The following is a 23,080-nucleotide window of genomic DNA, read 5'->3' as shown; positions in this document are numbered from 1 at the left end:
CCAGGCATGCAGCTCTCCAGGGAGGTCCTCATGACAATGGCTGTCGAGAAGGCGGGCGAGACGCCCAGCGCCGTCATCGATCGGGTGTCCCTGGTTCTCGATGTCTTCGAGGGATCGGCCCGACTGACACTGGCCGAGATCGTGCGCCGCACCGGACTGCCGCGTTCGTCGGCCCACCGCATCCTTGAGCGCCTGGTTCACCTGCGTTGGCTTCGCCGGGACGGCCGCGACTACGAATTGGGCATGCGACTGGTCGAGTTGGGGTCGCTGGCACTGCACCAGGACCGCATCCACCGCGCCGCGATCCCATTGCTGCGCGATCTGCACCGCGCCACCGGCCTAGTGGTGCATCTGGCGGTTCTCGACGGGTCCGACGTGGTCTACCTGGAGAAGATCGGCGGTCACATGGTGGCAGCCATCCCGACCCGGATCGGGGGGCGGCGGCCCGCGCACTGTACGGCAGTGGGCAAGGCAATCTTGGCTGACAATTCATCCACCGAGGTCAACTTGACGTCGCGGATGACGCGGTTTTCGATCAGCACCGAACGGCAGCTGGAAGCCGAGCTGGCCAAGGTCCGCGCCCACGGTGTCGCGTTCGAGCGGGAAGAGTCGGTGGCCGGATTCGGTTGCGTGGCAGCACCGATCGGGCCTGCCGGCGCGGCGGTTGCGGCGGTGTCGGTGTGTGGCCCGATGAGCCGGATGACATTCGATCAGCGACTGATCGCTCCGGTGCGGATGACCGCGATGGCCATCTGGCGCAACGCCGAAGACGGACCCCAACGGGTGATGCCGACCCTGCAGAACATGCGGCCGCTCCGCGTCGGCAACCCGGCACCCGCTCGGGCCACCACCACCCTGCTGCCGGCATGACGCTCGATCCACAGATCGCGGGGTTGATCGAGACTCTCGATTCGGGCTTCCCGCCGGTACACACGATGACGGGCGCACAGGCCCGCGCCGCGATCCGCGCCCGCTTCGTCGCCAATCCCCAGCCCGAGCCGGTCGCCTCCGTTGCCGACCATCAGGTGCCGGTCGACAACGGCCGCATCGACGTCCGCGTCTACCGTCCCGACGTGTCCGAACCGCTGCCCATGCTCGTGTATGCCCACGGCGGCGGATTCGTCTTCTGCGATCTCGACAGCCATGACGGGCTGTGCCGCAACCTGGCCAATCTCACTCCAGCCGTGGTGGTTTCGGTTGCGTATCGATTGGCTCCGGAATACCGCTGGCCCACGGCCGCCGAAGACTTCTACGCCGCCACCCGCTGGGCGGTCGACCACGCCGCCGATTTCGGGGCAGACCCGGCACGGGTGGCGGTGGGCGGCGACAGTGCGGGCGGCAACCTCGCCGCGGTGACCGCGCTGATGGCCCGCGACCGCCGAGGTCCTGATCTGGCGGGGCAGCTTCTGCTGTACCCGGTGATCGCTGCGGATTTCGACACCGACTCCTACCGGTTGTTCGGCCGGGGATTCTACAATCCGCGGCCGGCGCTGCAGTGGTATTGGGATCAGTACGTACCCGTGGTGGACGATCGGCGAAACCCCTATGCCTCACCGTTGCACGCCGACCTCACCGGTCTGCCGCCGGCCGTCGTCGTGCTCGCCGGTCATGATCCGCTGCGCGACGAAGGTATCGCGTACGCAGATGCCCTGGAGGCCGCGGGAGTGCCAACTGCCCGGTGCCCCTTCGAGGGTGGCATCCACGGTTTCATGACGATGCCGATGCTCGACATCGCGCACCGGGCAAGGCGACAGGCCGCCCGCGCGCTAGGAAACCTGCTCGGGGTCTAGCACGGCTCCGTAGCGCTGCGCGGGGTCGAGCACACAGTGGGTGCGGCTGAACACCGTCACCATGCACTTGTTGTTGTGGTTGCAGCGGCTGCGTGACGTGGGCTCGGCGATCATGGTGTTGACCCGGTCGGGTTCACGCAGCAATGCCCGGCCCATGGCGAAGAAATCGAACCCTTCCCGCATTCCTGTCTCCAGGTGTTCGCGGTCGTTGATGCCGCCCAGCAGAATCAGTTTGGTGTTGCGCATGATCGGCACGAACTGCCGTGCGGACTCCAGCATGTAGAGGTCTCGATAGGGATAGACGCCCATCGTCTGCTTCCCCACCAGCCGGACGGCCGGGCGCAACGCCGGCGGCATCACCTTCGCGAACTCCTTGACCGGAACATCGCCCCGGAAGAGGTACATCGGTTTGTAGACCGACGAACCCTGAGTCAATTCGATGGCATCGAGGTTGGCGTCGACGTCGAGGAGTTGGGCGGTCCGCAGCGCCTCGTCGATCCAGATGCTGCCCGGTAGTCCGTCGTCCATGTCCAGCTTGGCGATCACCGCGACCCGGTCCCCCACCACCTCGCGGACCCGCGCCGCGATCTCCCGCACGAACCGGGATCGGTTGTCGATGTCACCGCCGTACTCGTCCTTGCGACGATTGATCAACGGACTCAGGAAGGAGCTGGGTAGGTAGAGGTGACCGAAATGCAGTTCCACGGCATCGAATCCGGCGTCGACCGCCACCTGTGCGGCGTCGCCGAACTGACCGATCACACGGGTGATCTCGGCGCGGGTGATCTCGCGGCAGTAAGCGAAGGAGGTCGGGTTGACGAATCGGCTCGGTGACACCGCGGTGACACCGGTCAGCTTCTTCTGTGCCACCACCCCGGCGTGCCCGAGTTGCGCCGAAATAGCCGCTCCCGCGGCGTGCACCACATCGGTGAGCCGGCGTAGACCCGGCAGCGCCTTGCTGTCCATGACGATCTGACCCGGCGCGCTCGCGCCCTCAGGAGACACACAACAGTAGGCGACGGTGGTCATTCCGACCCCGCCCTCGGCGAAGCTGCGGTGGAACTCGATGAGGTCATCGGTGACCAGTCCGTCGGGTGAGCGGCCTTCCGACGTGGCGGCCTTGATCAGTCGGTTACGCAGCATCACTGGACCCAGCTGAGCCGGGCTGAACGGATCGGTCATCGGCACACCTTCGCGCTGCCCTCCCCTGCCGTCAACGGTGGATTCCCAATGACCGGGATCGCGGCCCGTGCGTCGCGGTGGGCGGTCGTAATCTCGCGTCATGGCTGAGGTTTTCGTCATCGATCGGGTGGTCACCGCGCCAGGCTGTGCGCAGAAGTTCATCGACGCCTACCTGGCCGGGTATGCCCCGGGCGCCCGTCGGCGCGGCATGGCGTTGCGCGACGTCCTGGTCAGCCCGCCCATCTGGTTCGACGACCGGTCCAACACCGTCACGATCACCTGGACACTGCCGAGTGCACAGGCCTGGTGGCAGATGACCTGGCAGGGTCGTCCCGACCCCTCCATCGCGCAGTGGTGGGTGGGCGTCGCCGATCTGGTCGTGGAGCGTAGCCGCAATGTGGCGTCCGCCGCCGATAACGTCGACAGCGACACACCCACATCGGCCGGCACATCGGCCAGTACAGCAACGCTCGGCGTCACCCGCCTGGTCGACGTCGCCGAGTCCGAACGCGGCCGTGTCCTGAGCGCGCTTCGTGCTGCCGCCGACCGCAGCGGCGCGTTGCGGACACTGGTCGAGCCGACGTTGCCGGGATCCCGCAACGGTGGCGACATTCTGGTCCATCTACGGTTCGACACCCAACAGTCCTGGGAAAGAAGCGATTTCGACGATGTACTGGGCGACCCGGCGATCTCGCGAGTCAACGGCGCGACCTATCGGGGAGCTCCGGTTCGCCGCGGCAGCGGCACCGTGTACCGGGCGCTACTGTTGCGCGTGCCAGATGACGTCGAGGCCGACACCGTCGCGTCATTCGAACGCGAGCTCGCGATGATGCCGCGGTATGTCTCGACCATCTCCGCCTGGCAGCTGAGCCGGGTCGAGCAGGCTATCGGCACCAGCGAGTGGACCCACGTCTTCGAACAGGAATTCATCGACGTCGACGGCCTCATGGGCCCCTACCTCATGCATCCGATCCATTGGGCCGTGGTCGACCGCTGGTTCGACCCGGAGACCACCGACATGATCGTCCGAGACCGCGTGTGCCACAGCTTCTGTGGCTTGCCCGGCCCGGTGCTCGCCTGAGCCCTCCGGGCTAGGCGGCGGTCGGTGGTGGTTCGAAGGGCGTGTACCACCACCAGTCGACGCGTTCCCCGGAGGGCCCGCGGTAGGGCGGGACGTCGGGTGGCCCCGCAGTTGGCGGGCGGGCCAGCGACCCGGAATGCAGTGTGCGCCCGGCTTGGTCGGTGACCCGGAGTTGATCGGCGGGCCCAGTGATGGTGATCAGCCCGCGGTGGTGGGCCCGGTGATGGTAAGGACACACCAACACCAGGTTGGACAGCTCGGTGACACCGCCGTCTTCCCAGTGCACGATGTGGTGGGCATGCAGGCCACGGGTGGCTCCGCAGCCGGGCACCACACAGCAATGGTCGCGGTGCTCCAGGGCGCGGCGCAGCCGGCGGCTGATTGTGCGGGTGGCCCGGCCCACGCCGAGGGGTTGGCCATTGCGTTCCAGCCATACCTCGCAGATGGCATCGCACAGCAAATACTGGCGCTCCTCATCGGTCAGGACCGGACCGAGGTGGAGGGCAGCGATGCGGTCTGCGAGGTTCAGATGTACCGCCACGGTGGTGTGTTGGCCGTGGGGGCGGCGCGCCGCGTCGGCATCCCAGCCCGTCTCGACCAAGCTCATGAAGGCATCGACATTGTCGGGGAACGGCGGCGCCTGCTCATCGCCTGCCTCGTGGTCGCGTTTCCAGTCGGCAACCAGGGCATCGCGGTGTGAGTGCATGCCGGCGTCGAACTTCGCTGCTTCCAGGCGTGGCAACCGGATCTTGTAGGTGGTGTACCCGTCGCCCTCGATTCTGGTGAAAGACCGCGGCGGTTCTGGTTTCGGCCCCGGTTCGGGGCGTGGTTCGAGCTTGACCGCGGTGCGTAGCTGCTGCACGGTGGCATGTTCGGCCAATTGGGCATAGTGCATGTCCGAACCGTTCGCGGCGCGCTTGGCCAGCACGCCGACCTGGTCCAGTGACAGCCGGCCGTCACGCAGGGCGTCGGTGCAATGGGGGAATTCTTCACGACGCCGCGCCACAGCCACCAGCGTTTCGGCGTTGGCCGGTGAGACACCGGTTTTCCAGGCCACCATCGCCGGTACCGAGCGGGCTCCGGTCATACCGCAAAGTTCGTCACGGTCGATCTCCGCCACGATGTCCACGATGCGGCCGTCGATCGCATTGCGCTGCCCGGTCAACTCGGCGAGTTCGGCGAACAACATCTCCAGCCGCTCACACGGAGTCGCCCCGGTGGCCAAAGATGCTGCGGCGCTGGACATGACACCATCATCGCACCGACCACCGACAAAACGCCGGACGCCGCCTAGACCCCCGCAGGCAGGATGTTCGGATTCGCCGCGGCCGGTGGCTGCAGCGGCGGCAATACCGTACCGCCGTCCAGCGTGTGCACCGGAAGCTGCTGCGACCACGGGTAGTGCAGGCTGAATGCCACCAGCCCTGTCCGTTCCGCGGCAGGCAGGTGACACATCGCCAGCACCGTTTCGGCCAGGTACTCAACGGGTTCGGTCGGAAAGGTGTCCGGTATCAGCGACGCAGCGCCGGGTGTCCGCACCGCCGTCGACGGTCCGACGCAGTTCACCGCGATGTTGGCATCGAGCAGTTCGGCGGCCACCCCCTGGGTGAAGCGGTGCAGCGCGGCCTTGCACGACGCGTAGATCACGTCTCCCGCGGTTTTGTTGTAGTCCCGGTAGGGCCGGACGGGTGCCACGCCGGTCACCGAGCCGATGTTGACGATCCAGCCGGCTCCGTGAGAACGCATATGCGGCACAGCCGCTTTCGTCAGCGCAAACGGCGTCTTCAGGTAATGCTCCACCGTGCGGTCGAAGGTCTCGATCGCCATGTCCTCGACGACCGAATAGTCGGCATAACCGGCGTTGTTGACCAGAATGTCGAGCCGGCCCGTGCGCTCGACCACTGCCTCGACGAGGCCGTCACGAGCGGCGCTGTCCTCCAGATCGGCGGCCAGCCCGAAAGCCGACCCGCCCGCCTGCTCGATGAGCGCGATGGTTTCGTCGATCGTGCCGGGGATCGCCTCGGTGACCCCGGCCCGGGTGGACGGTGTCGGGGTGTAGGCACGGGCGGTCACCGCGACCGTCGCACCTTCTGCCGCCAGCCGTTGCGCGATCGCTCGGCCGATCCCCCTGCTGCTGCCGGTCACCAACGCCGTCTTGCCGGAAAGTATCTGGCTCATCGGAGAACGAAATCCTCTTCGATCGGCGCCCGATGCTGGTGCCAGAGGTCCACCAACCGGTACGGCGTGGCCACCACGACGCGCCCGGACCCCGACCGGTAGTAGGTGTGGGCGTTGGGGGTGTGGCACCAGACGGTGCCCTGCATGGTCTGGTCGATCCCGTCGACGTAATCCTCGTAGGCCGCCTGGGTGACTTCCATCGTCGAGGCCCCACGCAACGCCATCAGTTGCAGGCACTCCATGATGTAGTGCGCCAGCACTTCCATCGAGAAATTGGCGCCCGCGCCATGCCCCGGGCTGTAGTTGGGGGCCGAGGTGATGAACAGATTCGGGAATCCCGGGACCGTGCCGCCTCGGTACGCGCGGGGGCTGTCGCCCCACTCCTCGACGAGTGTCTTGCCGTCGCGGCCGCGGATATCGACCGTGGACAGGAAATCCAGGTGGTAACCGGTGGCGTAGATGATGACGTCGAGATCGATCTGCCGCCCGTCGGCCGTGACGATGCCGCGCTCGTTGATCGCCGCGGGTTCACTGGCTTCGACGTCCACGTGGTCGCGGGTCAGCGCGGCGTAGTAGCCGCCCGGGTCTCGAATGATCCGCTTGCCGTAGGGAGCGAAATCCGGGGTGACCTTCTTCGCCAATTCCGTTCCGGCGCCGAACATCCGCTCGATATAGTCCCGGCACATCTGCAGCAGCACATCGTTGGCCGGCGAGATCGACAGATGAGTCTTGGACCATTCGGGGTCCTGCAGGATCACCGGGTAGTTGTTGTCAGCGGTGCCCCAGTACGACTTGAGCCGATGCCACATCGCGTAGTAAGGCAACACCCGCCCCAGGTAGCGACGGTGCTCCGGGACCTCGTCGGACAAGCGCTTACGGGGAGCGACCCAGTGGGGCTGACGCTGGAACACCGTGAGGTGCTCTACCTCGTCGACACAGGCATCGACAATCTGGACTGCCGTGCAGCCCGCGCCGATCACCGCGACCTTCTTGCCTGCCAGATCGAGCGCAGAGTCCCACTGCGCGGAGTGAATGCTGATGCCGCCGAAGGTGTTTCGTCCCGAGATATCGGGGAATCGCGGACGGTTCAGGTAGCCGGCCGCCGTGACGACAACCGTGGCGTGGTCGATGCTCTGCGCGCCATCGGCAGAGCGGGAGTGGATCTCCCACTGCCCGCGCTCCTCGTCCCACCACAACGCCTCGACCTCGGTGTTGAAGCGGATGTGGCGACGCAGATCGTGCTTGTCGGCCAGCGAGACCAGGTAGTCCTGGTACTCCGCACCCTGGGGGTAGTAATTCGACCAGTCCGGGTTCACCTCACGCGACAGGGAGTAGTACGCCGACGGGGTATCCACGCCGATACCCGGATACGTTGTGGTCAGCCAGGTACCGCCGACCTCATCGTTGCGGTCGAAGATCTCGAACCGCACGCCCTCTTCGGCAGCGGCCAGGGCGACTGCGATACCTGCGATACCGGCGCCGATGATCGCGACGGTGGTGGACGACGGAATCGGCGTGGTGCGCGGGAGCGTCGGGTGTGACGGCCGGAAACCGCCTTGTTCGAGCAGTAGATCCACGTGCTCGTCATCGACCGCACTGCCCAGCGCGATCGGCAACAGACGGGCGAAGAACCCGCGATCGTCTATGGGAAGCGCTTCGGCCGGGCGTGGGCGGCCGAGCGCGGCGATGATCTCCTCGGCCAGCGTCTCGGCGGTCTGTCGGTCGGTCGTTCCGGACCGCTCGGGCGGGTCGGGAACGTGGTCGATCTTGGCGGCGTACCGGTCGATGACCGACGTATCCCCGGTCATCTGCGCCAGCACCGCGACCAGGACACCGGGATCGGCCTCCAGCAGGTGTCCGCGCAAGGTGTCAGGGTCTGGGGCGCGATCCGCGAGTGACGAGAATTCGGTGGTAGCCGTCATGGGTTCGAGTATCGGAGGATCTGGCCTCCGTCCGCCCCCACCCTGTCTACTGAGCGGGAGACGAACCACCGCGCCGGGCAGTCTCATGCCTACCCTGCGGCCCATGCATACCGACGACCTCGCCGCCGTCATCGCCCGGGCTCGTAGTCATAGCCTCGCCGACATCCCACGCCGGTCGGCCCGCAAGCAACCTGACAAGACCGCCATCATCGATGGAGACGTCGTTCTCAGCTTCGCTGAGTTCGATCAGCTGGTGGACCGGGCCGCCGCCGCGCTGCACGACAACGGTTTGTCACCCGGAGACCGGGTGGTCCTGTTATCCCGCAATTGCTGGCAGTACGCCGTGTTGGCGTTCGCGACGGCCCGCGCCGGAGTGGTGCTGGTTCCCATCAATTTCATGCTGACGGCAGAAGAGATTTCCTACATCCTCGGCCACAGCCGCGCCGCCGGCTTCATCGTCGAGGCGGACCTGATCCCGGTGGCCGAACAGGCTATGACAGCGGGGACGGGGGTCCGCACCAGGGCGGCACTCGTCCATCCCGGTCAGTCGTGCCCCGGCGGCTGGCCTGATTTCGCCGAATGGCTCACCACCACCGCGGACGTTCCCGACTGCCGGATCGATGACGATCAGCTGCTGCGGGTGATGTACACCAGCGGCACCGAATCCCGGCCCAAGGGTGTGATGCACAGCAGCCGCAGCTTGATGTGGCAGTACATCAGCACCATCGTGGCCGGGTCCATGTCCGGCGATGATGTCGAAATCCATTCCCTGCCGCTGTATCACTGTGCCCAGCTGGACAACTTTCTGGCCACCGACATCTATCTCGGAGCCACCAGCATCATTCTGCCGCGGCCGGACCCGGACTTGGTGCTACGCGCGATCGAGCGACACGGGGTCACGAATTACTTTGCCCCACCGACAGTGTGGATCAGCCTGCTGCGCAGTCCGGTGTTCGACGAGGTGGACCTGTCCAGTCTGCGCAAGGGGTACTACGGGGCCTCCCCGATGCCCACCGAGATCCTGCACGAGATGCGCAGGCGCCTTCCCAATCTGCGACTGTGGAACTTCTACGGCCAGACCGAAATGGCTCCCCTGGCCTCGGCCCTGGGCCCCGCCGAGCAGGATGCACACGCCGGGGCGGCGGGCCGTCCCGTGGTCAACGTCGAAACCGTGATCCTCGACGACAACGACGTGCCGGTTGAGCCGGGCACCGTCGGCGAAATCGCCCACCGCAGTCCGCATCTGATGCTGGGCTACCTCGACGACCAAGACAAGACCGCCCAGGCCTTCGCCGGCGGCTGGTTTCATTCCGGCGACCTGGGCTTCTACGACGAACACGGCCTGCTGCACGTCGTCGACCGCAAGAAGGACATGATCAAGAGCGGTGGCGAGAACGTCGCCAGCCGCGAAGTCGAAGAAGTCCTCTACCGGCACAGCGGCATCGAGGAAGTCGCAGTCTTCGGTGTGGCCCACCCGGTCTGGGTGGAGGCCGTGGTCGCCGCGGTGGTGCCCCGGGCCGGCTCCAGCCTGACCGAAGAAGACATCTTGCGTCACTGTCGCGACCACCTCGCCGGCTTCAAGACCCCCAAACAGGTGTTCTTCGTCGACTCCCTGCCGAAGAACCCCAGCGGCAAACTGCTCAAGCGCGATCTGCGGCAGCGGTTCAGCCTCGAATTCCCAAGCAACTGAAAGGTTCACATCGTGGCCAACACCTCTCGAACCGGACGCATCGCGCGGTTCGACGAACCCGGTAAGCCGTTCCAGATCCAGACCGTCACCCTGCCCGAGGTCGGGCCCGGGGAGATACTGATCCGGGTTCTGCGGGCGAACATCTGCGGGTCAGATGTGCACGCCTGGCACGGCACCTTCGCCACCCGAGGCCTGGGCGGGCAGCTGCCCACCGTGCTGGGCCACGAGATGGTCGGCGCCGTCGAGGTGCTGGGCGACGGAGTGAACGCAGACTCCAACGGCAAGCCGTTGAACGAGGGCACCCGCGTGGTGTTCCCGTACTTCTACTGCTGCCACCGGTGCCGCAACTGCCTTGCCGGGCGGCGCAACGCCTGTCTGAACCTGAAGATGGCAATGTTGGGTCGCGCCGACGAGCCGCCTTATTTCGTCGGCGGCTACGGAGACTACTACCTGCTGCCCGCCGGTGCCGTGGTCTACACGGTCCCTGACAGCGTGAGCGACGACATCGCCGCGGGTGCCAACTGCGCACTGTCACAAGTGATGTACGGCCTCGAGCGCGTCAACCTGCAACTCGGCGAACACGTCGTGGTCCAAGGTGCCGGCGCGCTGGGTCTCTATGCCGTGGCGGTGGCCAAGGCGTGCGGGGCGGCCAACGTGATCGCCATCGACGGAGTGACCGAACGACTGGAATTGGCACGAGAATTCGGAGCCGACGCGGTGATCGACCTCACCGAGGTTTCCACGCCCAAGGACCGGGCCAAGGCGGTGCGCGCGTTGACCGACGGCCACGGTGCCGACGTCGTCGTCGAAGTCGTCGGGCACCCGGCAGCCATCGAGGAGGGACTGCAGATGCTCGCGCAATTCGGCCGTTACGTCGAGATCGGCAACATCAACATCGGCAAGACGTTCGAGTTCGACCCGTCGCGGTTCGTCTTCACCAACAAGACCATGGTGGGGGTCTCGCTCTATGACCCGGCAGTCCTGTCCCGCGCCTTGACCTTTCTCGACCGCCATCAACACCAGGTGCCGTTCAAACGACTCGCCGCGGCGTCGTACTCGTTGGACGACATCAACGAGGCGTTTGCCGCAGCCGACGGCAAGCGCGACGTCCGCGCCAGCTTGATCCCCTGAGCCCGCCTACGAACGTAAGGACTACCGTGCCCACCTTCGAACACGACCGCTTGTTCATCGACGGCCAGTGGACCGCACCTTCTCGTGAAGGCGGTGGTGTTGTCGAAGTCGTCGACCCGGCGACCGAGGCCGTGATCGGCCATGTGCCCAACGGCGACACCGCCGACGTCGACGCCGCGGTAGCCGCGGCCCGGCGGGCATTCGACCCGCTCATCACCGTCGCCGAGCGGCGGGGCCGGGTGCAGCGGGGCATCCCCCCCATGGGGGAACGCCTACCCCCCCATCCCCCTCCCATCACCGCCCCGATGGGGGGCCNGGGTCATCGCCGCAATGGAGAAGCGCCTACCCGACATCGCCGATCTCATCACCGCCGAGATGGGTGCCCCGGTGCGCATCGCACAGACGGTGCAGACACAGGTGCCGCTGGCGGTGGCCAAGGGCTTCGCCGACGTACTGGACACCTTCGAATTTGAAGAGCGCATCGGTAATTCACTGGTCTTGAGGGAGCCTTACGGCGTCGTCGGCGCCATCACACCGTGGAACTATCCGCTCTACCAGGTGGTCGCGAAGGTGCTACCGGCGATTGCCGCCGGTTGTCCCGTCGTGCTCAAACCCAGCAATGAAGCTCCGCTGTCGGTGTTCGCTTTCATCGAAGCCTGCGACGAGGCAGGGCTCCCGCCCGGGACGGTCAACCTCGTCTCGGGCCCCGGTCGGGTGATCGGCGAACGTCTCGCGTCACACCCCGACGTCGACCTCGTCTCGTTCACCGGGTCGACGGGTGTCGGTGCGCGTGTCGGGGAACTGGCCGGCCAGTCGATCAAGAAGGTGGCTCTCGAGCTCGGCGGCAAGTCCGCCAACGTGATCCTCGACGGCGCGGATCTGGCCACCGCGGTCAAGGTCGGGGTGGGCAATGCCTTCCTCAACGGCGGGCAGACCTGCATGGCCTGGACCAGGATGTTGGTGCCGCAGAACCGATATGGCGAGGCACTGGATCTGATCGAATCCGCTGTGGCCCGGTACACCGTGGGTGATCCGCGCGATCCGGCGACGCGGATCGGGCCGTCGGCGTCGCGGTCGCAGTTCGACACCGTTCGCGGCTTCATCGAGCGGGCCCGGCGAGACGGCGCCCGGCTGCTGGTTGGTGGCGCGGAACCGATCCGCGATATCGGCTTCTTCGTGGCACCAACGGTTTTCGCGGATGTCGATCCCGACTCCGAACTGGGCCAGGAAGAGGTGTTCGGGCCTGTGCTCGCGGTGATCCCCTACGCCGACTCCGACGATGCGCTGCGCATCGCCAACGGCACCCCCTACGGTCTCTCGGGCGCGGTCTGGGGTGCCACCGACGACGATGCCATCGCCTTCGCCCGTCAGGTGCAGACCGGGCAACTCGACATCAACGGCGGCGCGTACAACCCGGCGGCCCCGTTCGGCGGGTACAAGAAGTCCGGGATCGGCCGCGAATTGGGCCGGTTCGGCTTCGAGGAATACCTCCAGACCAAATCCCTTCAGCTCAAGGAGCGTGCGTGACCTCACCGCTCGACGTCCACACCGACGGATCGGTGCAAATTTGGACGATCACCCTGCCCGACGTCGGCAATGCCATCACTGGCAAGGACATCATCGCCGCATTCGAGGACAACGTCGATGCGGCCAACTCTGACAACACCGTGGGTGCGGTCATCCTCACCGGGGCCGGCAAGATATTCTCCGCCGGCGGCAACGTCAAGGAGATGGCCGACCGCCATGGCATGTTCGGTCTGGATGCCATCGACCAGCGACGGGCCTACATCGATGGGATCCAACGGATCCCACGTGCGCTGGGACGCCTGGAGGTGCCCCTTATTGCGGCGGTCAACGGCGCGGCCATCGGCGCCGGGTGCGATCTGGCGATGATGTGCGACATCAGGATCGCTTCCGAGCGCGCGTCCTTCGCCGAGAGCTTCGTGCAGCTCGGCCTCATCCCGGGCGATGGCGGAACCTGGTTCCTGCCTCGTGCCATCGGTTACGCCCGTGCCGCTGAGCTCACGTTCACCGGTGAACGGATCGATGCGGCAACGGCGTTGGGGTGGGGACTGGTCAGCCGTGTCGTGCCCCACGAGGACCTTCTGAATGAAGCGCGGGCACTGGCGGACCGGATCGCGGTCAACCCGCCGCACGCGCTGCGGATGGCCAAGCGCCTGTTGCAGGAATCGACGACCGGCTCCCTGGAATCGACCCTGGCGATGGCGGCGGCGATGCAACCGCTGGCCCACCACGACGCGGTACACCAACAGCGCATCGCGAAGTGGCGGACATCGTGAGCGACGCACACCTGGACCAGTTACGTCGGGAAGTCCGTAGCTTCCTGGCCGAACAGTTGGCCGCCGGGGCATTCAGACCTTCCGTCGATGCCTGGTTGTGCGGGTGGGACGAGAATTTCACCGCATCCCTGGCGAAGCAGGGCTGGCTGGGCATGACGGTTCCCGTGCACTACGGCGGTCACGGCCGCTCGTTTCACGAACGATTCGTCGTGACCGAAGAACTGCTGGCCGCGGGCGCCCCGGTGGCCGCTCATTGGATCGCCGACCGCCAGATCGTGCCGTCGCTCCTGAAATACGGGACAGAAGAGCAGAAGTCAGAGTTCTTACCTCGCATCGTGCGCGGTGAGTGTTTCTTCGGAATTGGGATGAGCGAACCGGATTCCGGCTCCAACCTCGCCAGCGTCCGCACCCGTGCGGTACGGGTCGAGGGCGGCTGGTCGATCACCGGCACCAAGGTTTGGACCTCGGGAGCGCACCGCGCGCACGCGTTCATCGTGCTGGCCCGCACCGAACCGGTGGATCCGGCGCACCGGCACGCCGGACTGAGTCAATTCATTGTTGACCTGCGGGCACCGGGCGTGCAGGTCCGCCCGATCATCTCGATGAACGGCGGCCACCACTTCAACGAGGTCGTGCTCGACGACGTGTTCGTTGCCGATGCCATGGTGTTCGGCGAGATCGGCCGGGGCTGGACCCAGGTGACCTCCGAGCTCAGCTTCGAGCGCAGCGGGCCCGAGAGATTCCTGTCGACCTTCCCGCTCCTGGCGTATTCGGCCGAACACCTTGCCGCACAGGGAGGATCGGCCGATGAACAATTGGGGCGTCTGGTGGCTCGGGTCGCCGGTCTGCATCACATGTCGACCGCGGTCGCAGGCGCCTTGGAACGCGGTGAGAACCCCGACGTTCCGGCAGCGGTCGTCAAGGTCCTCGGCACCACGGTCGAAGGCGACATCGCCGACTACGCAGACCGGCAGACCGGAGATGACGCCGCCACAGACGCTGAGTGGGCGCACCTGGTCGCCACCGCGGTGGACCAGCGCCCCGGCTTCACGTTGCGCGGCGGAACCAACGAAGTACTGCGCGGTGTCATCGCGCGGGGATTGGGTATGCGATGAACACCACCGAACTCGCCCCGAGCACTGCCTCGTCCGTGGATCCGGACCTGGCGGCCATGATGGACGACGTCTTCTCTGATTACCGCCGGACCACGCGCGCTGTCGGTCCTGGCGAGCGTGTCATGTGCGACCGCGCACTGTGGCAGCGCCTCGATGATCTTGGGCTGGTCCGGCTGACCGGTGCCGAGGAATCCGGCGGCAGCGGTGCGGGTTGGCTCGAGGCCGCCGAGTTGCTCAGCGCCGCGGTCCGTCACGGTGTCCGTATCCCCCTGGCTGAGCACGACTTGCTGGCCTGTTGGCTGCTGGAGACGGTTGGCCAACGCGTTGATGACGCCGTGCGAACGGTTTATGTGGCGCCGCGCAACGGCGAATCCGCCTCACCTGCTCCGTGGGCGGGTGAGGTGGAACGGATCGTCGTGCTCTGGCCGACCGGCGACGGATACCGGCTCACCGAACTCGACACCGCCGACGTCGTTCTCACCGCTGGCGCCAATCTGATCGGCGAACCACGCGACACCGTCCGGATCGACACCTCGGAAATCACCGGTCATCCGGTGCCGAAAGGGCTGACGAAGCAGCTCGGCCGCAGAGCGGCGTTGATACGGGCCATCCAGGTGTGCGCCGCGCTCGATCGCGCAGTCGCATTGTCCATCGAACACGCGACATCACGAGTTCAGTTCGGACGTCCCCTGAGCAAGTTTCAGGCGATTCAGAACCTGATCTCGGATGCCGCGGCAGAGTCAGCTCTCGCGCGGGCCGCCACCCAAGCTGCGGTGCACACGGCTGTCGGAAGTGACTGGCAGTCAGAAGGTCTCGATTTCCAGATCGCAGCCGCGCGCTCCTGTGCCGGGCATGCCACGTCGGTGGTCACCCGCAATGCGCACCAGGTACATGGCGCGATCGGCACCACCCACGAACATCGACTGCACACCTACACCCGCGCCGCACTGGCGTGGCGCGCGGAATTCGGATCGGTGCGCTTCTGGGACGAGCAGGTTGCTTCGGCGGCCGTTGCGGCGGGCGGGCGGCAACTGTGGGCTTTGATCGCCGGCGACTAGCAGTTTCTGTGTTCCGCTGACCGGTCATGGGTGGTGTTAGCGGCGCCACATCCCGGGTTGACTGCCGGCATGAGCAATGAGATCACCCTGTCTGATGTCCAGGAGTTCATCTCCGGTTTCTGGTACCACTACGATCAGGGCCACTTCGACGAGGTTGGCGCCCGCCTCGCCGAGGAGATGGAGTACCTGAGCCGCTCAGACTCCGGGGCCTGCCCGTTCGAGCATCTGCTGGCCGCCGAGCTCCACGGTAAGGCCGAGACCTGGGCCTGGCTCATCGAGCACCGCAACGAGAATCCGTACCCGTGCCGTCACCACGCCACCAACGTGTACCGCACGGGAACCGACGGCGAGGTGACCAACGTCCGCTTCTATCTCTTCGTCAACCAGATCACCAACAACGTTCCGTTCGCGGTGTCCAGCGGTGTCGTCGACGCCGGAATCCGACGATCAGAAGCCGGTCTGGTGTTCACCTCGCTGAATGTCGTGCTCGACGCCGAGGATTCGATCCCGCTCGCGCAGCACACCGCCAAGGCCGCTGCCGGCGTCCAAACCGCGTGAACGCCCGAGAAGTCTTTGGCGGCGGCGTCGCCGTCATCACGGGTGCCGGCGCCGGGATCGGCGCCGGCCTCGCACGGCATGCCAACCGCTTGGGCATGACGGTGGTGCTGGTCGATATCGACGACGCTGCCATCGCGGACCTGCGTGACGAGATCCGGGCCGCAGGAGGATCGGCGATCGACGTGGTCTGCGATGTGCGCGACGCTGACGCCGTGCAGGCGCTGGCCGATCAGGTGTACCGCGATGTCGGGCCAGTCCGGCTGTTGGTGAACAATGCGGGCGTCGAGCAATTCGGGTATCTGTGGGACACCCCGGTCGACAACTGGCGACGCGTCGTCGACATCAACATCAGCGGAGTTTTCCACGGCGTCAAGGCATTCCTGCCGAAGATGTTGGCCGGCGACGCACCGGCGTGGGTATGGAATCTGTCCTCGATCGGCGGTGTGGCCGTCGTCCCGCTGCAGGCGCCCTACATCATGAGCAAGCATGCCGTTCTCGCCCTGACCGAATGCCTGCATCTGGAAGTGCAATCCGCCGGCCATGACCACCACCTGCACATTCAGGCGGTGCTACCGGGTGCCGTGGTGTCCAACATCTTCGAATCGGCAGGAGGGGTCGAGTCCGGCGATGCCCGTGCGGCCGAAGGACAACGCGCCGCCATGCTCGACATCAAGGCCGAGGCGATGGACCCGCTGGCCGCGGCCGAGGTGGTATTCGACCAGGCGGCCGAGGGCCGATTCTATCTCCTCACCCAACCTGACTATGTCGGATCGGCAATGACCGAACGGGCCCGCGTGTTGAGCAGGCAAGAGGCTCCCCACTTGCGAACCGAGCGCCGATTCGACCCGGCACAGGGCTGAAATGGCCAATCCACCACTCGATCCCGATGCCGCCGCACGAGTTGCCTCGTTCGGTGACATCGCGCCGATGCGCGTCCGGGGTCTGGCGACCGTACGCGAAGCGCTCGAATCCGCACCTCTGCCGGCCATGCCGGCCATGGCCGGCATCGAGGACCTGACGGCGCCAGGCCCGGCCGGGCCGATTCCGGTCCGGCTGTATCGGCCCACCGCCGAGGCAGGGCTACCCGTGCTGGTGTACCTGCACGGCGGCGGGCTGGTGATGGGTTCCAACCGTTCGTTCGAGCCGCTGGCCCGCGAACTCGCGCAGGCCAGCGGTGCCGCGGTGGCGGCCGTCGACTACCGGCTCGCACCCGAATCGCCGCCACCGGCTCAGTTCGACGACGCTTACGCGGCCACCGAATGGGTTTCTGCCCAGGCCGACGACCTGAACCTCGATGCGAGCCGGCTCGCCGTCGTCGGCGACAGCGCCGGCGGATCATTGGCCGCAGCAGTGGCATTGGCGGCCCGTGACCACGCCGGCCCGCGAATCTGCGCCCAGGTGCTGCTCTATCCCGGTCTGGATCGCGACATGGGTGCGCCGTCCATCATCTCCATGCCCGATGCTCCGCTGTTGCGACACGAGGACATCGTCTACATGCACGAACTGGTCGATCGCGGCAGAGCACCACGAGACCCTTATCAGGTCCCGGCCTACGCAGCCGACTTGCGCGGCCTGCCTGCGGCCATCGTCGTCACCGGAGAGTGCGACCCGATCCGCGATTGGGGCGAGCGATACGCCGAGAGGCTGCGTGATGCGGGCGTTCAAACCACCGTTACGCGATATCCCGGCATGTATCACGGTTTTCTGATGCGCTCAGATGCCACCGCACGCGGCCGCTTGGCGCTGGCCGAGATCGGCGCGCTGCTTCGGGCCAAGTTCGCCCATCCATTGGGCGACAACGAGTCTCCCAATCAACGGGCGACGGCGGCTCCGCAAGGCTGAGTGCTGTCCACAATCGAGAACCACACCATCGAAGGAGATCACCATGCTGACCGATGAGCAGCGTCTCGCGCTGTCCGACATCCTGCGTCCTGCCGCCCCGCCGCGAGAGCTCACCGACGTCTACACCGAAGACCAGAAACGCAGACTGCTCGACGTCGTGCACACCCAGGGCCCGTGGAAGCTGATCATCGCCCAGCACTTCGCCTCCGCCGACGAGCTGATGGCCACCATGAGCGGTGCTTTCCCCGAAGGGTTCACGCCGTCCCTGGATCTGTTCCTCACCCCGACGTTCCGCGGCTACTTGGCCAACTACGGCACCGTTCTGTATCCCGAGTTGCACGATTGCTTCTACAACGCGGGATTCATCGAGCAGGCCAAGAGCTATTGGAATGCCGAGTACGCCAAGCCCGAGATCATGCTGTTCAACATCAACGGTCCGTGCGCCAACCGCGACCCGGGACACCTGGACTCCCCCAGTTTCCGCGGCGTCCGGCACGAGAACGCGCCCACCTGGTTGTGCAGTGTGATGGGCAAGTCCGGTCTCTTCACCGACTACCTGATCAAGATGGCGCAAGTGATCACCTGGTTCTCCCTCGACGAGGGTTCGGGCTTCACCTACTGGCCAGACGGTCCGCTCAAGCCGCCCGCCCGAGTGCTGCCGCCGATCAACAACCGCGGTGTCGTCGTGCAGAACGAAATGATGATGCACCGCGGAGAGGCCAACGGCCCACTGGAGCAGCAGGTTCCGGCCGGACTGGCATTCGACACTGTCTTCACCGGAGACGCGTCCGACCGCAACCAGTGGCTACTCAAGAACGGTGAAGATGTCATCGCTCGTCACCACACGGACGAGTTGCGGTTCCTCGTCCACTGGTCCGCCGAGGTGTTCGCCGATTACGACGAACTCAAGAAGAACATGGACGGATCCGACGACATCACGATCGAACGAGCCATCGGAATGATGGTCGACGATCTCAAGGGCAAGGGCATCAAGCTCGACGTGCCGGGCGAACCCCTGCACGACCCCCAGTTCATCGGCGAGCTGAACGCCGCATACGACCTGGGCGGCCCCAGCAGCTATCCGGACGAGGCGCCCATTTCTGCCTTTCAATTCGCCTGACTCGGAGGGAAATCCCTGATGGAACGCTTCGCAGATCGCCGTGTGATCGTCACCGGCGCCGGCTCGGGGATCGGCGCGGCCACGGTGGCTCGCCTGCTCGATGAAGGCGCAACGGTGGTCGGCTACGACATCTCCGCCGACGGCTTGGCCGCAACTACCGCGGCCGCCGAAGGTGCCGGCACCGCCAAGCGGCTCACCACGGCCGTCCTCGACATATCGCGCGAGGACGACGTGATCGCCGCGGTGTCCGCTGCGGTGGCCGAGTTGGGCGGGCTTGAGGTTCTGGTCAATGTGGCTGCCATGCAGACGTGTTCGCACACGCACGAGACCAGCCTCGAAGACTGGAACCGCACTCTGGCCGTCAACCTCACGGGAACCTTCCTGATGACCCGCCAGGCGCTGCCGGCGCTGCTGGAATCAGGCCGCGGCGTCGTCGTGAACTTCACCTCCACCGCCGCGACGTTCGCCCACCCGTACATGGCGGCATATGCGGCCAGCAAGGGCGGCATTCTCAGCTTCACTCACTCCCTGGCCCTGGAGTATTCCAAGCAAGGTCTGCGTGCGGTCAACATCCAGCCGGGTGGCGTGTCCACGGCGCTGGCCAACAGCACCCTGGACAAGATGCCCGAAGGGTACGACCTCGGATTGTGGGCCAAGCAGACGCCGTTGTTGCACGGAGCTGACAGCGAAATCCTCGGAGATCCAAGCGCAGTCGCAGCGGTCATCGCTATGGTCGCCTCCGACGACGGTGCATTCATCACCGGCACGGAGATCCGTGTCGACGGTGGTGCACACGCCTGAAGGGAAAGGAATGCGGGCATGGATTCTGTTGATCTGAGGGTGCTGCGTGATGAGCCGGACATCGATCGGGCGCTGAATCTCTTCGCCCGAGCCATGGACGATCGGGATTGGGCGGCGATGGCTGAAATCCTCACCGACGACGTCGAAGGAGATTTCGGCACGGGCCGCTTGACGGGGAGCACGGCGATCATCGACATGATCCGCGGGTTCCTCGACAGCTGCGGGCCCACTCAGCATCTGATCGGCAACATCCTCGTCGATGTCGTCGACGACACGGCGACAAGCCGAGCTATATCCGCGACGTTCATCTGAACTCGGCTGCCGATCCTTCCACTCGCTTCTACACGCTGGGTGACTATCACGACACCTGGCGGCGAGACGACGACGGCCGGTGGCGTATCACCGAGCGGGTCAAGGTCAACCGAGCGTACGTCGGGCCGCTCGAAATCTTTGGTAGTTAGGCAGTCCCGGCTCCGACGACTGTGCGTCAGCCCTGCCGCGACAAAACCGGCAGGGCTTCCACGACCATCTGCATCCCCACTCGCAAAGCGGATCGCAGGCCGGCGAAATCACCCTCGGCCACCCACTGGATGTACGCGTGTCGGCACACCTGGATCACCAGCTGGGCAGGCAATTCTCGTGTATACGCATTGTCTCCGAGGTCAAATCGGGCGTCCAAGAACTCAGTGATCGGTTCGATGAGGTCCTGCCCCCAGTCCAGCCAGCGCAACCGATACTGGGGATCGTTGACCAGCAATGCCATGAAGGTGCGGTCGAAGTCGACCGTGCCGCGTTTGGGCACTTCACTGCTGAATGCTTCGACGAGGATCTCCACGGCATCACCACCAAGCGCGGCGTCCGCGAGCACCTCGACGCTCAGAGTGCCGAAACGGCGAAACAGCGGCAACACCACGTCCTCTTTAACCGGAAAATGGCGGTGAAAGGTCCGCGGCGCGATGCCGGCCGCCGTGCAGATCCGCTCCACAGTGACCGACGTCGAACCTTCGGCAAGGAAAAGATCGCGCGCGGCCAATGCGATATCTAACCGAAGCTCCTCGGCGCGGCGCTCGGTCAGCGAGCTCAGCTTGTTCGCCACCGGCATACGTTTGTCCCCTTACCTGACAAGCACTTTCGATACTAGCGTTTGGCGATCGGCGGGTCAGCGCACCACGTCGGCTTTCCTCCCGGCCAGCGGGATACGACCCGTGATCCACGTCTCCGCGGCACCTACCATCGGCTTGGCAGTTTCTGCCACATATGCAGATTCTGCCACCACCTTTCACAAGTTGTCGCAAAGCATCAGGAGGGACCAATGACCACGGAAACCGAGGCACTCACCGGCGAAGGCGAGGAACTCAACTACGACGACTACACCCACGACTTCATGGGCAAAGTCGGCAACATCCAGGACTTCTCGCGCGACTTTCTGCTCGGCCTGGCCAGGGTGTTCGAAGACGTCTTGAACTTCGTCCCCTACGCCCACGTCAAGATCTATTCGGAGAAGGTCGGTATCAACACCGCAATGGACGTAGCCGCCGAGGTATCCCGGGCGGGCATGCGTCAGGTGATGCCGATGGGACGCTTCATCGCCCCTCCGGGATGGGACTGGAAGAACGCCCAGTACCAAGCGATCCCCTTCGATGTTCAGACCGAAGACCTGACGAAGCCGGCGTTGATCCGCCTGATCCAGACCTACTGGGACCAATATCTCAAGGGGCACAACTACTTCATCGACCAGTGGACGAAGATCATCCCCGAAGAAGAAGTCTGGCTCGGCCTGCCTGACATGTACCAGCTCATCATCGATTACCAATATCCGAAGCTGGCCAAGGTCTTCAAGATCGAGCCCGTTCACGTCGTAGACTTCCTCAAGCTGGCGGTGTTGAGTATCGACGGGACGCTGGGCTACGGCGGCGAGTACATCGTGCACAACCCCGATCACGTGGTGTTGAACATGCGCCGCTGCGAAGTGCTCCAAAAGTACACCGACGAAGGTCTCTACCCACCGGCGCGGGCCTGGATGAACTGCACTTTCGAACAACGCATCTCAGCCCCGTTCTTCCCAGGCTGCAACCTCGCCATCAACTTGCCGCCCAAGGACTTCAAGTTCGCCGAAGGTGAGCCGTTCTGCGTGTGGACCTACACCCGAGGAGAAGAGAACCACGCAGCCGCGGCTGCGGCCCCTGATCCTCGCGCCAGCGCCATGAAGAAGCTTCCGATCATGCCGGTCTCATCCAGCTGAACCACCAGAACCGACCCAGTCGCCGGAAGCATCCGGCGACTGGGCATTCACGTTGTGATGCAACTCCGGTCAGGCGAGTCATCTCTATTCGGTTTTGCCCGATGAGCGAGACCACGCGCGCTCAACCACCGGAATCACACCTACTGTTCTCACCGTGAGAACACCCGAGTTGAGAGCTGCGACGACGCCTATTCTTCGTCACGAATCACCCTTGGGCACCGCAGAACTCACGTCCAACCGGATCGCCCGTCGCGACCGGATCGTCGATGCCGCGATGTCACTGGCCGCTCAGGGCTACGACAGCTGCCAGATCCGTTCGGTTGCGACGGCGGCGGGCGTGGCGGCGGCTACCGTGTACCAGTACTTCCCCTCCAAGGACGACTTGCTGCTGGCGTGCTTCCACGAATGGCTGTGGGACTTCGAATCGGAGTTTCGTTGCGTCGCCGACGATCCAGATCCGTTTCAGCACCTGCTACAGGTGGCGCTCGCCCTCACCGACAGTCTGGCTGCATCGCCCCGGTTCGCCGAAGCCATGATCCGTCCCTACCTGTACGCGGACGGCGCCGCCGCGGCTCAGGCCGACATGGTGCGCAGGCGGATAGTCCAGATCTTCGTCGGCTCACTGAGAGTAGTTCAGTTGACTTCTCACCAGATCGGCGCTGCCGAAATACTCTCCGACGTCTGGATGGCCAATATCACCGCATTCACTCAGCGGCGAATCACTCTGGGAGAACTGACGCAACGAGTCACCCGTACCGTCGGCCTGCTGAAGGGGTAGCCGACGGTACGGGCGGTCACTCGATCTCGTCGACCACTGGCAGCGCTCCCGAGCGTACGGCGGCAGCGATGGAGCCGCTCAGCGCCGAACACGCCAGGAACAGACCGCCGCCGTGACCGAACAATTGGGCTGCGGTGCAGCGCTCTTCGCAATGCCCGAGGGCGGCAGCGCTCCACTGAACGCTGGTCTGGTTCCAGCTGCTCTTGCGAACCTGGACACAGGCACCGCAGCGCCGGCACATGACCGGTAGCATCGGCGCATCCTCGAGACGATTGTCCTGACGGACAGCCAT

General features: G+C 65.3%; 22 protein-coding genes and 1 pseudogene. 17 read left to right on the top strand and 6 right to left on the bottom strand.

All coding sequences use genetic code 11. From position 1 onward, the window contains the following. Nucleotides 1-30: 30 nt before the first annotated feature. Together BN4332_RS02060 and lipP1 are read left to right on the top strand one after the other, a co-directional pair. Nucleotides 31-870 carry an IclR family transcriptional regulator gene (locus tag BN4332_RS02060; protein ID WP_066896884.1) on the top strand — a complete coding sequence of 280 codons (840 nt, stop codon included), beginning with the start codon at nucleotides 31-33 and terminating at the stop codon, nucleotides 868-870. Further along, a complete protein-coding gene (lipP1, locus tag BN4332_RS02055) occupies nucleotides 867-1,790 on the top strand; it encodes a LipP1 family hormone-sensitive lipase (protein ID WP_066896882.1) in 924 nt (307 codons plus the stop codon). Before BN4332_RS02060 ends, lipP1 begins: the two co-directional genes overlap by 4 nt. Here lipP1 and BN4332_RS02050 read toward each other — a convergent pair. Continuing rightward, nucleotides 1,767-2,972, bottom strand: coding sequence for an NADH:flavin oxidoreductase (locus tag BN4332_RS02050; protein ID WP_066896880.1), 1,206 nt, complete (start codon nucleotides 2,970-2,972; stop codon nucleotides 1,767-1,769). The two genes, lipP1 and BN4332_RS02050, sit on opposite strands and share 24 nt — an antisense overlap. Before the next feature lie 484 nt (nucleotides 2,973-3,456). Between BN4332_RS02050 and BN4332_RS35030 the strand changes: the two genes are divergently transcribed. Then, on the top strand, nucleotides 3,457-4,053 hold the full coding sequence (locus tag BN4332_RS35030; protein ID WP_066896953.1) for a Dabb family protein: 597 nt from the start codon (nucleotides 3,457-3,459) through the stop codon (nucleotides 4,051-4,053). Between the two features lie 10 nt (nucleotides 4,054-4,063). Here BN4332_RS35030 and BN4332_RS02040 read toward each other — a convergent pair whose 3' ends face one another. Genes BN4332_RS02040 through BN4332_RS02030 form a run of 3 tightly spaced genes read right to left on the bottom strand, consistent with a single transcriptional unit; the run spans nucleotide 4,064 to nucleotide 8,153 of the window. After that, nucleotides 4,064-5,299 carry an HNH endonuclease signature motif containing protein gene (locus BN4332_RS02040; protein WP_066896878.1) on the bottom strand — a complete coding sequence of 412 codons (1,236 nt, stop codon included), beginning with the start codon at nucleotides 5,297-5,299 and terminating at the stop codon, nucleotides 4,064-4,066. A 44-nt stretch (nucleotides 5,300-5,343) separates the two neighbouring features. Continuing rightward, nucleotides 5,344-6,231: an SDR family NAD(P)-dependent oxidoreductase gene (locus BN4332_RS02035; RefSeq protein WP_066896876.1), complete on the bottom strand. Its 888-nt coding sequence runs from the start codon at nucleotides 6,229-6,231 to the stop codon at nucleotides 5,344-5,346. Continuing rightward, nucleotides 6,228-8,153 carry a flavin-containing monooxygenase gene (locus BN4332_RS02030; RefSeq protein WP_066896874.1) on the bottom strand — a complete coding sequence of 642 codons (1,926 nt, stop codon included), beginning with the start codon at nucleotides 8,151-8,153 and terminating at the stop codon, nucleotides 6,228-6,230. Before BN4332_RS02030 ends, BN4332_RS02035 begins: the two co-directional genes overlap by 4 nt. 103 nt (nucleotides 8,154-8,256) lie before the next feature. Between BN4332_RS02030 and BN4332_RS02025 the strand changes: the two genes are divergently transcribed. From BN4332_RS02025 to BN4332_RS01970, 12 genes and pseudogenes are all read left to right on the top strand, one after another. After that, nucleotides 8,257-9,843, top strand: a complete 1,587-nt coding sequence (locus BN4332_RS02025; protein WP_066896872.1) for an acyl-CoA synthetase — start codon at nucleotides 8,257-8,259, stop codon at nucleotides 9,841-9,843. 12 nt (nucleotides 9,844-9,855) lie between these two features. Continuing rightward, nucleotides 9,856-10,974 (top strand): zinc-binding dehydrogenase, encoded by a 1,119-nt coding sequence (locus BN4332_RS02020; protein ID WP_066896870.1) that lies wholly within the window; start codon nucleotides 9,856-9,858, stop codon nucleotides 10,972-10,974. A gap of 26 nt (nucleotides 10,975-11,000) precedes the next feature. Next, nucleotides 11,001-12,501 (top strand): annotated as a pseudogene (locus tag BN4332_RS02015) (aldehyde dehydrogenase family protein). Then, nucleotides 12,498-13,274, top strand: coding sequence for a crotonase/enoyl-CoA hydratase family protein (locus BN4332_RS02010; protein WP_066896868.1), 777 nt, complete (start codon nucleotides 12,498-12,500; stop codon nucleotides 13,272-13,274). Before BN4332_RS02015 ends, BN4332_RS02010 begins: the two are co-directional and overlap by 4 nt. Next, nucleotides 13,268-14,389: an acyl-CoA dehydrogenase family protein gene (locus BN4332_RS02005; RefSeq protein WP_235654223.1), complete on the top strand. Its 1,122-nt coding sequence runs from the start codon at nucleotides 13,268-13,270 to the stop codon at nucleotides 14,387-14,389. The genes BN4332_RS02010 and BN4332_RS02005 overlap by 7 nt, the downstream gene beginning before the upstream one ends. Then, on the top strand, nucleotides 14,386-15,447 hold the full coding sequence (locus tag BN4332_RS02000) for an acyl-CoA dehydrogenase family protein (protein ID WP_066896864.1): 1,062 nt from the start codon (nucleotides 14,386-14,388) through the stop codon (nucleotides 15,445-15,447). Before BN4332_RS02005 ends, BN4332_RS02000 begins: the two co-directional genes overlap by 4 nt. Nucleotides 15,448-15,516: 69 nt before the next feature. Next, a complete protein-coding gene (locus BN4332_RS01995; RefSeq protein ID WP_066896862.1) occupies nucleotides 15,517-16,005 on the top strand; it encodes a polyketide cyclase in 489 nt (162 codons plus the stop codon). Further along, nucleotides 16,002-16,865 (top strand): SDR family NAD(P)-dependent oxidoreductase, encoded by an 864-nt coding sequence (locus BN4332_RS01990; protein WP_066896860.1) that lies wholly within the window; start codon nucleotides 16,002-16,004, stop codon nucleotides 16,863-16,865. Before BN4332_RS01995 ends, BN4332_RS01990 begins: the two co-directional genes overlap by 4 nt. A gap of 1 nt (nucleotide 16,866) precedes the next feature. Then, nucleotides 16,867-17,847 (top strand): alpha/beta hydrolase, encoded by a 981-nt coding sequence (locus BN4332_RS01985; RefSeq protein WP_066896858.1) that lies wholly within the window; start codon nucleotides 16,867-16,869, stop codon nucleotides 17,845-17,847. 43 nt (nucleotides 17,848-17,890) lie between these two features. Beyond that, the gene (locus BN4332_RS01980; protein WP_066896856.1) at nucleotides 17,891-18,967 is read left to right on the top strand and encodes a hypothetical protein; all 1,077 of its coding nucleotides are present in this window, start codon (nucleotides 17,891-17,893) and stop codon (nucleotides 18,965-18,967) included. 18 nt (nucleotides 18,968-18,985) lie between these two features. Beyond that, nucleotides 18,986-19,768: an SDR family NAD(P)-dependent oxidoreductase gene (locus tag BN4332_RS01975; RefSeq protein WP_066896854.1), complete on the top strand. Its 783-nt coding sequence runs from the start codon at nucleotides 18,986-18,988 to the stop codon at nucleotides 19,766-19,768. Nucleotides 19,769-19,786: 18 nt separating this feature from the next. After that, complete coding sequence (locus tag BN4332_RS01970; protein WP_435405143.1) at nucleotides 19,787-20,080, top strand: nuclear transport factor 2 family protein; 294 nt, start codon at nucleotides 19,787-19,789, stop codon at nucleotides 20,078-20,080. Nucleotides 20,081-20,255: 175 nt separating this feature from the next. Here the strand turns inward: BN4332_RS01970 and BN4332_RS01965 are convergent, their stop codons facing one another. Further along, entirely contained in the window at nucleotides 20,256-20,870 is a 615-nt protein-coding gene (locus tag BN4332_RS01965) for a TetR/AcrR family transcriptional regulator (protein WP_066896852.1), read from the bottom strand. A gap of 210 nt (nucleotides 20,871-21,080) precedes the next feature. Between BN4332_RS01965 and BN4332_RS01960 the strand changes: the two genes are divergently transcribed. Both BN4332_RS01960 and BN4332_RS01955 read left to right on the top strand, forming a co-directional pair. Further along, on the top strand, nucleotides 21,081-22,010 hold the full coding sequence (locus tag BN4332_RS01960; RefSeq protein WP_066896850.1) for a hypothetical protein: 930 nt from the start codon (nucleotides 21,081-21,083) through the stop codon (nucleotides 22,008-22,010). A 211-nt stretch (nucleotides 22,011-22,221) separates the two neighbouring features. Next, on the top strand, nucleotides 22,222-22,788 hold the full coding sequence (locus BN4332_RS01955; protein WP_066896848.1) for a TetR/AcrR family transcriptional regulator: 567 nt from the start codon (nucleotides 22,222-22,224) through the stop codon (nucleotides 22,786-22,788). A gap of 16 nt (nucleotides 22,789-22,804) precedes the next feature. On the opposite strand, the gene BN4332_RS01950 is transcribed toward BN4332_RS01955, so the two are convergent. Beyond that, entirely contained in the window at nucleotides 22,805-23,080 is a 276-nt protein-coding gene (locus BN4332_RS01950; RefSeq protein ID WP_066896846.1) for a ferredoxin, read from the bottom strand.

Source organism: Mycolicibacterium houstonense (assembly GCF_900078665.2).
In the GTDB taxonomy this organism is placed as follows: Bacteria; Actinomycetota; Actinomycetes; order Mycobacteriales; family Mycobacteriaceae; genus Mycobacterium; species Mycobacterium houstonense.
Note: the sequence above shows the minus strand (reverse complement) of the source record. Positions and strands in the feature narration are given on the sequence as shown.